General features: G+C 73.9%; 3 protein-coding genes. All 3 read left to right on the forward strand.

Annotation, left to right across the window (positions count from 1 at the left end):
- The coding region (locus G4D87_RS26170) for a thioesterase domain-containing protein (RefSeq protein ID WP_163785082.1) at positions 1–2,598 on the forward strand (2,598 nt) is incomplete at its 5' end.
- A gap of 55 nt (positions 2,599–2,653) precedes the next feature.
- Positions 2,654–5,983, forward strand: coding sequence for a non-ribosomal peptide synthetase (locus G4D87_RS26175; RefSeq protein WP_163785084.1), 3,330 nt, complete (start codon positions 2,654–2,656; stop codon positions 5,981–5,983).
- A gap of 78 nt (positions 5,984–6,061) precedes the next feature.
- Positions 6,062–10,202, forward strand: a 4,141-nt coding sequence (locus G4D87_RS26180) for a type I polyketide synthase (protein WP_163785086.1), incomplete at its 3' end; no start/stop codon positions are given.

The raw sequence follows: 10,202 nt of genomic DNA on the forward strand, positions 1-10,202 counted from the left end.
GCCCTGGAGCGGCTGGGGGCCGAGGTGCTGCCCGTCGCGGTGGACGTGGGGGACGAGGCCCAGCTCGCCGCGGCGCTGGCGTGGGCCCGGGAGTGCTTTGGTCGGATTGAAGGGGTGCTCCATGCGGCGGGGGTGCCCGGAGGCGGCGCGCTCCAGCTCCAGACGCGCGAGCAGGTGGAGGCCGTCTTCCGGCCGAAGGTGCTCGGCGCGCTCAACCTGGGCCGGCTGCTGGCGGCGGACCCTCCGGACCTCTTCGTCCTGTGCTCGTCCGTGACGAGCCTGCGAGGTGCGCCGGGACAGGTGGCGTACGCGGCGGCCAACGCCTTCCTGGACGGCTACGCCCACCTGCTGCGGTCCACGGGGCAGCGCGCCGTCTCCGTCGGCTGGGAGACATGGGGTGAGACCGGCATGGCCGTGGCGGCGCTTCGGGGCGCCCGGGCGCGCGCGGCGCCGGGCGTCCTGCCGGGGCATCCGCTGCTGGGGCGGCGCCAGGTGGAAGGCGAGGACGTCGTCTACACGCAGGTGATGGGGCCCGAGCTGCAGTGGGTGCTCGACGAGCACCGGGTGCTCGGCCAGCCGCTGATGCCCGGCACGGGCTACCTGGAGATGGTCATCTCCGCGCTCACCGCCGAGCGCCCCGGGAGCACGGTGGAGCTGAGCGACGTCGTCTTCGTGACGCCGCTCACGGTGATGCCCGAGGAGCGCCGCGAGGTGCGGCTGGTGCTGAGCCCGTCGGGGGAGCGCCTGCGCTTCCTCGTCCAGAGCCGTCCGGCGTCGTCGCCGGAGGAGGCGTGGCGGGAGCACGCGCTCGGCACCGCGCGGTGGACGGACGGGGCCGCCCCAGCCCATCCGCTGAGCCCCGTGGAGGCGCGGTGCCCCGAGGCCCTGGAGTCGGCGCAGTCGCTGATGGGGGACGCGGGCGAGCATCACATCGTCTTCGGCCCGCGCTGGACGACGGTGGACACCCGGCTGTCCTTCGGGAGCCGGGAGCTGCTGGCGACATTCTCTCTGGCGGACGCGTACCGGGACGAGCTGGGCAGCTACTGCTTCCACCCCGCGCTCATGGACGTGGTGACGGGGTACTCACGCCTGCTGGAGCTGCGCGAGCGGGGCGTGGCGGGCGCGGCGGCGCAGGGCTTGTTCCTGCCGCTGACGTACCAGCGGCTGCGCGTGTACGGGCCCGTCCCGGCGCGCGTGCGCGTGCACACGCGGTGGCGGACCGACACGGAGGACGCGGCGTCGCTGCGCGTGTTCGACCTCACCGTGCTGGACGAGCAGGGCGTGGTGCGGGTGGACGTGGAGGGCTTCACCCTCAAGCGGCTCGACGACATGCACCAGACGTTCTCCGCGCCGGCGGGAGCGGAGGGACACGGGCGGGACGCTGGCGCCCCCGCGCGGCTCACCCTGCCGGGCGCGCTGAGCAACCAGGAGGGCGTGGAGGCCCTGTCGCGCATCGCCGCTGGCTTCGAGGGCGCGCACCTCTACGTGTCCCGCTCCCCTCAGCGCGCCCGCGTCACGGAGCGCGCCGAGGCCGTCTCCGCTCCCCGGAAGCCGGGCGGCCGGGCCCCGCGTCCGGCGCAGCGCACGCCCTACGCGGCGCCTCGCGACGAGGTGGAGCGGCGGGTGTGCGAGGCCCTCGCCGAGCTGCTGGGGGTGGAGTCCGTGGGCATCCACGACAACTTCTACGACCTGGGGCTCAACTCGCTCCTCATGGTGCAGCTGAGCGCGCGCCTGCGCGAGCAGCTCGACGTGCAGCTGTCGCTCAACGCGCTCCTGGAGCACGCCTCGGCGGCGCAGGTCTCCGCCCAGGTGTCCGCGTCGAGGCCCTCGTCCGCCGCGGCCCTGGCGCCGCCGGGTGAGCCCGCGCTTCCTCCCGGCGTCGCGCGCTTGCAGCGGGGCGCGCCCGGCCGCACCCCGCTGTTCTGCATCCACCCGGCGGGGGGCTCGGTGTTCGGCTTCCTGCCGCTGGTGCGTCACCTGGACCCGGCTCAGCCGGTGTACGGCATCCAGGCGCGCGGCGTGGACGGCGACGCGCCTCCCGACACGCGCATCGAGGACATGTCGCGGCACTACCTGGAGCTGGTGCGCCGCCTCCAGCCAGAGGGCCCCTACCTGTTCTGCGGGTCCTCCATGGGGGGCACCGTGGCCTTCGACATGGCCCGGAGGTTGACGGCGCTCGGCCAGCGCGTCGACCTGCTGGCGATGCTGGACACGCCGTCGGATGACGGAGGCACGGTGCGGCACTCGGAGCCGGTGACGGACGACTTCGTCCTCGACTACGTGAAGAAGCTCTCGCCCGAGATGTCCGACGCCTTCGTGCGGATGAACGCGGAGAACGGCGGCGGCTTCCTGCGCCTGTGGCGGGCGCACAACGAGGCCCTGCTGCTCTACAAGGCCGAGCCCGCCGACACCCGCATCCTCTACTTCCGGGCCCGTGTCCGGGACCACCTCATCCCCCACCATCCGGAGTACGGCTGGATTGGCAAGGCCCGGGAGGGCATCGAAATCCACGAGGTGGAAGGCAATCACCTCACCATGAGCCTGGAGCCTCACGTCGCGAGGCTCGCCGCGCTGCTCAGGGCGCGTCTGCCGTCCTGAGCGTCCACCCCCTTCCGCATTCATTGCTCGCCGCCAGGGCGAGGAGAGCCGAGTCATGTCCCGAGACACCGAAGCGATGTCGCTGGAGGAGAAGAAGCAGCTCCTGAAGCGCCTCCTGGCGCGGCAGGACGCGGCCCCGCGGGCGGCGGCGGTGCCAGCGCCCTTCGCGCTCTCCCAGGGCCAGGCCGCCCTGTTCCACCTGCACCAGTCCAACCCGAGCAACCCCGCGTACCACACGCTGTTCTCGTTCCGCGTGCACGGCCCCCTGGACGTGGAGGCCCTGCGGCGCGCGGCCGAGGTGCTGGTGGAGCGGCACGAGGTGCTGCGAACGACCTACGGCGTGGAGGACGACGGGCGGCTTCTCCAGCGCGTCCACGAGAAGGGCACGCTCCCCTTCACGCTGCATGACGCGCGCGGCGTGTCTCCGGCGGAGGTGCGCCGGCGGCTCGTGGAGGAGGTGCGGCGGCCGTTCGACCTGACGACGGGGCCGGTGGCCCGGCTGAGCGTCACCCGCGTGGACGGCGGCGAGCACCTTGTCGTCTTCACCCAGCACCACGTCTCCAACGACGCGCGGGCCCTGCAGGTGCTCCAGCGGGAGCTGCTCGCGCTCCACGGCCAGCTCGTGACGGAGGGCGCGCCGAGCCTGCCGCCTCCCGCCGCGCAGTACCGCCAGTTCGTGGAGTGGGAGCGGTCGCTGCTCGCGAGCTCGCGCGGCGAGGTGCTGGAGCGCTACTGGACGGAGCGGCTGGCGGGCGCGCCGCCCGCGCTGGAGCTGCCCACCGACAAGCCCCGGCCCCCGGAGCAGGGCTGCCACGGCGGCACCGTCATCCACGCGCTGGACGCGGGGCTGGTGCGGCGCGCCGAGGCGTGCGCGCGGGAGCAGGGCGTGACGCTCTATACCTTCCTGCTGGCCTGCTTCCAGGTGCTCCTGTCGCGACACACGGGCCAGCGCGACGTGCTGGTGGGGACGCCCACCAACTCGCTCATGTCGGCGGAGGACCCGTCGCTCCAGGACGTCGTGGGCTACGCCGTCAACCCGGTGGTGGTGCGCGCGTCGGTGGAGGAGGGGCTGGGCTTCGGCGCCTTCTGCCGGGACGTGCAGCGGCGGGTGCTGGAGGCGCTGGAGCACCAGGCGTACCCGTTCCCCCAGCTCGTGGCGAAGCTGGGTGGGCCGAGAGACGCGTCGCGTCCGCCCGTCTTCCAGGTGATGTTCAACTACCTGCCCGTCAGGGACGGCGACCCGCTGGCGATGCTCGGCCTGTCCGTGGACGAGGGCCGCGTCTTCCAGGTGAACGGGTTGACGCTGTCGCCCTACGTCCTGCCCCAGCAGGAGGCCCAGTTCGACGTGGGCATGGAGTGCCTGAAGCTGGGCGAGCGGCTGGTGCTGGCGCTGCACTACAACGCGGACCTGTTCGAGGCCCCCACCGCCCGGCGGTTGCTGGAGCGCTTCGAGTGCCTGCTGTCCGACGCGGTGGAGTGCCCGGGGGCCTCGTGTGACGCGCTGGAGCTGGTGTCCGCGGCCGAGCGCGAGGCGCTGCTCACCGGGCTCAACCCCCAGCCCATGGACTGGGTGGAGGGCCCCTCCCTGGTGGACCTGGTGGAGGCGCAGGTGCGCCGCACCCCGGACGCCATCGCGCTGTCGGTGGGAGACACGCACCTGACGTACCGGGAGCTGAACGCGCGGGCCAACCGCCTGGCGCACTCCCTGCGCGCGCGCCACGGCGCGGGCCCCGGCGTGCTGGTGGGGCTGATGGTGGACCGCTCCGAGTGGCTCGTCATCGGGGCGCTCGGCATCCTCAAGTCCGGCGCGGCCTACGTGCCCATCGACCCGGCCTATCCCGCCGAGCGCGTGCGCTACCTGCTCCAGGACAGCAGCAGCCGGGTGCTGCTCACCGAGCCGCGGCTCCTGGAGACGGCGCGCCAGGGCGCTCCCGCGGAGTGCGTGGACATCACCGCCGCGCAGGCGGACTCGGAGCAGGACCTGGAGCACCGCCCCGACCGCCAGGACCTGGCCTACGTCATCTACACGTCCGGCTCCACGGGCCGCCCGAAGGGGACGCTCATCGAGCACCGCAGCGTGGTGTCCTTCCTCCGCTGGTGCCAGACGGAGTTCGACGCGGCGGACTTCGACGTCACCTTCTTCGGCACGTCGTACTGCTTCGACCTCTCCATCTTCGAGATGTTCTACACGCTGTCGGTGGGGCGGCGAATCCGGCTGCTGCGCAACAGCCTCCAGATTGCCGAGTACCTGGACACCGAGCGGCGCGTCCTCATCAACACCGTGCCCTCCGTCGTGAAGGAGCTGCTGGCGGCGGACGTGGACCTGGGCAACGTCACCCTGCTGAACATGGCGGGCGAGCCCATTCCCCAGAGCGTGATGTCCCAGCTCGAGGGGCTGCCCATCCAGGTGCGCAACCTGTACGGCCCCAGCGAGGACACGACGTACAGCACCTGCTACCGCTTCCCCGGCGATGACCCGAAGGTGCTCATCGGCCGGCCGCTGGCGAACACCCGGGTGTACATCGTGGACAAGGACCTGCGGCTGCTGCCGCGGGGCGTGCCCGGCGAGCTGTGCCTGTCGGGCGATGGCCTGGCGCGCGGCTACCTGGACCGGCCGGACCTGACGGCCGAGCGCTTCGTGCCAGACCCCTTCGTGGCCGGGCGGCGCATGTACCGCACGGGCGACATCGCGCTGTGGCGCGCGGACGGAAACATCGACTTCCTGGGGCGACGCGATGACCAGGTGAAGCTCAACGGCTACCGCATCGAGCTGGGGGAAATCGAGGTGGCGCTCTCGAAGCACCCGGCCACGCGCGAGGCGCTGGTGCTGGCGCGGCCCGGGGCCTCGAGGGACCTGGAGCTGGTGGCCTGGCTGGTGTGCGACGGGGAGGTGGCGCCGCGCGAGCTGCGGGCGTTCCTGGAGCAGCGCCTGCCGCGCTTCATGGTGCCGGGGCACTTCGTCTTCCTGGAGGCCTTCCCGCTCACGCCGAACGGGAAAATCGACAAGAAGGCGCTGGCGGCGCCGGGGCCCGAGGACTCGTCCCGGAGCGCGGTGCCTCCCGTCGCGCCGCGCAGCGAACTGGAGCGGGCGCTGCACCAGCTCTGGGCGCACGCGCTGCACGGCAGGCACTTCGGCATCGACGACAACTTCTTCGACGTGGGCGGCAGCTCGCTGCACCTGACGCAAATCCACATGTCCCTGCAGCGGCGGCTGGGCCGGAAGATGCCGATGACCGAGCTGTACCGCTTCCCGACCATCCGCGCGCTGGCCGACTACCTGGACCGGGGGCCGGAGAAGCAGGTCGAGCCGTCGAACGACGAGCGGGCGGAGCGCCTGCGCAAGCAGGAGCAGTTCTTCCGGGCGCGCAAGGCGCGGCGGAGCTGAGTTCTCGCGAGGTGACGGGCCGGCGAGCGGCCCGTCGTGAAGGTTCATGGCCCCCGGGGGGCTGGGAGAGGCGTGGAGATGACGGCTGAGACGTCGATGTCGGAGCAGTCCATCCAGGCGTGGCTCGTCGCGCGCATCACCGCGCTGCTGGGCCTGGAGAACCAGGCGCTGGACCCCCAGGAGCGGCTCAGCCGCTACGGGCTGGACTCCGTGAAGGTCGTGGCGCTGATGAAGGAGCTGGGCGGCGCGCTGGGGCGCCCCGTGTCGCCGCTGCTGTTCTGGCGGCACGCCTCGGTGCACGCGCTGGCGTCCGCACTCGTCCGTGGGGACGCGGAGTCCCCGCCCGCGGCGGCGGCAGAGGGCGCGCGCCCCGTGGATGAGCCCATCGCGGTGGTGGGCCTGGCCTGCCGCATGCCGGACGCGCCGGACGTGGCCACCTTCTGGCGCCGCCTGTGCGAGGGGTACGACGCCATGCGCGAGGTGCCGGCGGAGCGCTGGGACATCGACGCGTACCACGACGCCGAGCCCCAGGCGCCGGGGAAGATGGTGGCCCGCCGCGCGTCCTTCGTGGATGGCGTGGAGGGGTTCGACCCGCTCTTCTTCGGCATCTCCCCGCGCGAGGCGGCGGAGATGGACCCGCAGCAGCGGCTGATGCTGGAGCTGGCGTGGGAGGTGCTGGAGGACGCGGGCGTGCAAGCCCCGACGCTGCGGGACTCGGACACGGGCGTCTTCGTGGGCGCCATCTGGCACGACTACGCGGTGCTGCACCAGGGCGCGTGCGCGGCCGTCACGCCGCACACGGCGACGGGGCAGGCGCTCAACATCCTGGCCAACCGCATCTCCTATGCGCTGGGCTTGCGCGGGCCCAGCATCACCCTGGACACGGCGTGCTCCTCGTCGCTGGTGGCCGCGCACCTGGCCTGTCAGAGCCTGAGGGCGGGGGAGTGCCGACTGGCGCTGGTGGGGGGCGTCAACCTGCTGCTGGCGCCGGAGACGAGCGTGGCGCTCACCAAGTTCGGGGGGCTGTCGCCGGACGGGGCGAGCAAGGCGTTCGCCGCGGGCGCCAACGGCTTCGCGCGCGGCGAGGGCGCGGGCATGGTGGCGTTGATGCCGCTGTCGGCGGCGCAGGCGGCCGGCGTGCCCATCTACTGCGTCATCCGCGGCGGCGCGGTGAACAACAACGGCTTCGGCAACGGGCTGACGGCGCCCAGCGCGTCCGCGCAGGAGTCGCTGCTGCGTGACGCGTACGCGCGGGCGGGGGTGGCGCCGGGCCGCGTGCACTACGTGGAGACGCACGGCCCCGGCACGGCCCTGGGGGACCCCATCGAGGCCGGCGCGCTCGGCGCGGTGCTGGGCGAGGGGCGCGCCGAGGAGGGCGCGCTGCTCATCGGCTCGGTGAAGACGAACATCGGCCACCTGGAGGGCGCGGCGGGCATCGCCGGACTGCTCAAGGTGGTGCTGGCGCTGTCGCGCCGGTGCGTGCCGCCCAACCTCCACTTCGACGTGCCCAATCCGCTCATCGACTTCGGCGCGCTGCGGCTGAAGGTCCCCGAGCGGCTGCTGCCCTGGCCCGCCGAGGAGGAGCGGGCGCTGGCGGGGGTGAGCGCCTTCGGCTGGGGAGGCACCAACTGCCACCTGGTGCTGGAGGAGGCGCCGGGCACGCGCGCGGAGCTGCTGACGCTGGCGGCGTTGGACCCGGAAGGGTTGCGCGCCCAGGTGGAGGAGGTGGCGGCGCGGGCCGCCGACGCGGCGTCCCCTGAGCCGCTGGCGGCGCTGTGCCAGTCGCCGGCGGGCACCGGCGCGCACCGCGCGGCCTTCATGGCCCGCACTCGTGCCGAGCTGCTGGAGCAGGCGCGGGCCTTCCTGGCGGGACAGGCGCGCGTCGGGCTGAAGGTGGGGGGCCCGGCGCGCCCCTCTCCGCGCGTCGCCTTCGTGTGTACGCCCCAGGGCTCCCAGTGGGAGGGCATGGGGCGTGAGCTGCTGTCGCGCGAGCCCGTGTTCCGCGCGCGGGTGGAGGCGCTGGACGCGGCCTTCCGGCCCCTGGCGGGCTGGTCGCTGGTGGAGGCGCTGGTGACGCCGCACCCGCGCGCCGAGGACGCGGACGTGGTGCAGCCGCTGCTCTTCGCGGTGCAGGTGGGGCTCGCGGCGCTGTGGCGCTCGTGGGGCGTGGAGCCGGAGGCGGTGGTGGGCCACAGCCTGGGCGAGGTGGTGGCCGCCTGCGTCACCGGCGCGCTGAGCACGGAGGACTCCGTCTGGCTGGTCCACCACTACAGCCGGTTGCAGCAGCGCACCGCGGGCCGCGGCGGCATGGCGCTGGTGGGGCTGCCGGCCGTCGACGTGGAGGGGCTGCTGTCGCCCCTGGAGGGGCGGGTGGTGGTGGCGGGCTACAACGCCCCGTCGACGACGGTGGTGTCCGGCGAGGCGGGGGCGCTGGACGCGCTGCTCGCGGAGCTGTCCTCGCGCGGGGTGTTCTGCTCGCGCATCCCCGTCAACGTGGCCGCGCACAGCCCCGACATGGACGCCATCCGCGAGGACCTGGACGCGGCCTTCGCGCGGCTGCGGCCTCGGGCGGGCGCCCCGCGCTGGGTGTCCACCGTGACGGGCGAGGACCTGGAGGGAGCGTCGCTGGAGGCGTCGTACTGGAGCCGCAACCTGCGCCAGCCGGTGCGCTTCACGCAGGCCATCGAGAAGCTCGCGGCGGAGGGCGTCGACACGTTCATCGAGCTGAGCGCGCACCCGGTGATGCGCCGCTCGCTGGAGCAGACCCTGGCCCGGACGGGGCGGGCGGCGCTGACGGTGGCGTCGATTCGGCGCGACGACGCGCTCGGTGGGCTGCTGGATGCGCTGGGCGCGCTGTTCGCCTGGGGCGTACCGGCGCGCGGGGCCGGCGCGAGGCCGGTGGAGCGGGCGGCGCTCCTGCCGCTGTCCGCGCGGACGCCCCAGGCGCTGTCGGACCTGGCGCGCGCGCTGGTGGCGCGCTGGGACGAGTCGCCCGCGCCGTCGCTGGCCGACGTGGCGCGCACGCTGGCGCTGCACCGGGCGCCGCTGGACCAGCGCCTGGCGCTCGTCGCGAAGGACGTGGCGGGCGCGCGCGAGGGGCTGGAGGCCTTCCTCCGCCAGGCGCCGCGTCCGGGGCTCGTCGTGGGGCGGGGGCTCGTGCCCTCGCGCCCGCCGGTGGTGTTCGTGTTCCCTGGCCAGGGCTCCCAGTGGGTGGGCATGGGGCGCGAGCTGCTGTCGGCCGAGCCCGCCTTCCGCGCCGCCATGGAGGACTGCGACGCGGCGCTGCGGGCCTTCGTGGACTGGTCGCTGCTGGAGGTGCTGGCTTCGAGCGAGGCGGGCTGGCTGGAGCGCATCGACGTGGTGCAGCCGGCGCTCTTCGCGATGCAGGTGGGGCTGGCGCGGCTGTGGCGCTCCTGGGGCATCGTCCCGGACGCGGTGGTGGGCCACAGCATGGGCGAGGTGGCCGCGGCGCACGTGGCCGGGGCCCTGTCGCTGGAGGACGCGGCGCGCATCATCTGCCGCCGGAGCCGGCTGCTCCTGCGCACCAGCGGGCAGGGCGCCATGGCGGTGACGGAGCTGACGCTCGACGAGGCGCGTGAGGTGCTGCGCGGCGTGGAGGATCGGCTCTCGGTGGCCGCGAGCAACAGCCCGCGCTCCACGGTGCTCTCCGGAGACCCCCACGCGCTCCAGCGGGTGCTGGAGACGCTGGCGCAGCGGCAAATCTTCTGCCGACCCGTGAAGGTCAACGTGGCCTCGCACAGCCCGCAGATGGAGCCGCTGCGCGAGGAGCTGCTCGCGCTGCTCGACGGCCTCGCGCCGCGCGCGGGCGAGGTGCCGCTGCACTCGACGGTGCTGGGGCGCGTGGCGGAGGGGACGGAGCTGACGCCCGCGTACTGGGTGCGCAACCTGCGGGAGCCGGTGCTGCTGTCGCCGGTGATTGAGTCCCTGGTGGGCGCGGGGCACGGGCTGTTCGTGGAGGTGAGCGCGCACCCGGTGCTGCTGCCCTCCATCGAGCAGACGCTCGCGCACCTGGGCAAGGCGGGCACGGTGCTGCCTTCGCTGCGGCGCGAGCAGCCCGAGCGCGAGGTGATGCTGGAGTCGCTCGGGCGGCTCTACACCGAGGGCCGCGCGGTGGCCTGGCGCGCGGTGACGCCAGAAGAAGGGCGCCAGGTGGCGCTGCCGACGTACCCCTGGCAGCGGGACCGGTACTGGTTCCAGC

The organism is Myxococcus vastator (assembly GCF_010894475.1).
Taxonomy (GTDB): Bacteria; Myxococcota; Myxococcia; order Myxococcales; family Myxococcaceae; genus Myxococcus; species Myxococcus vastator.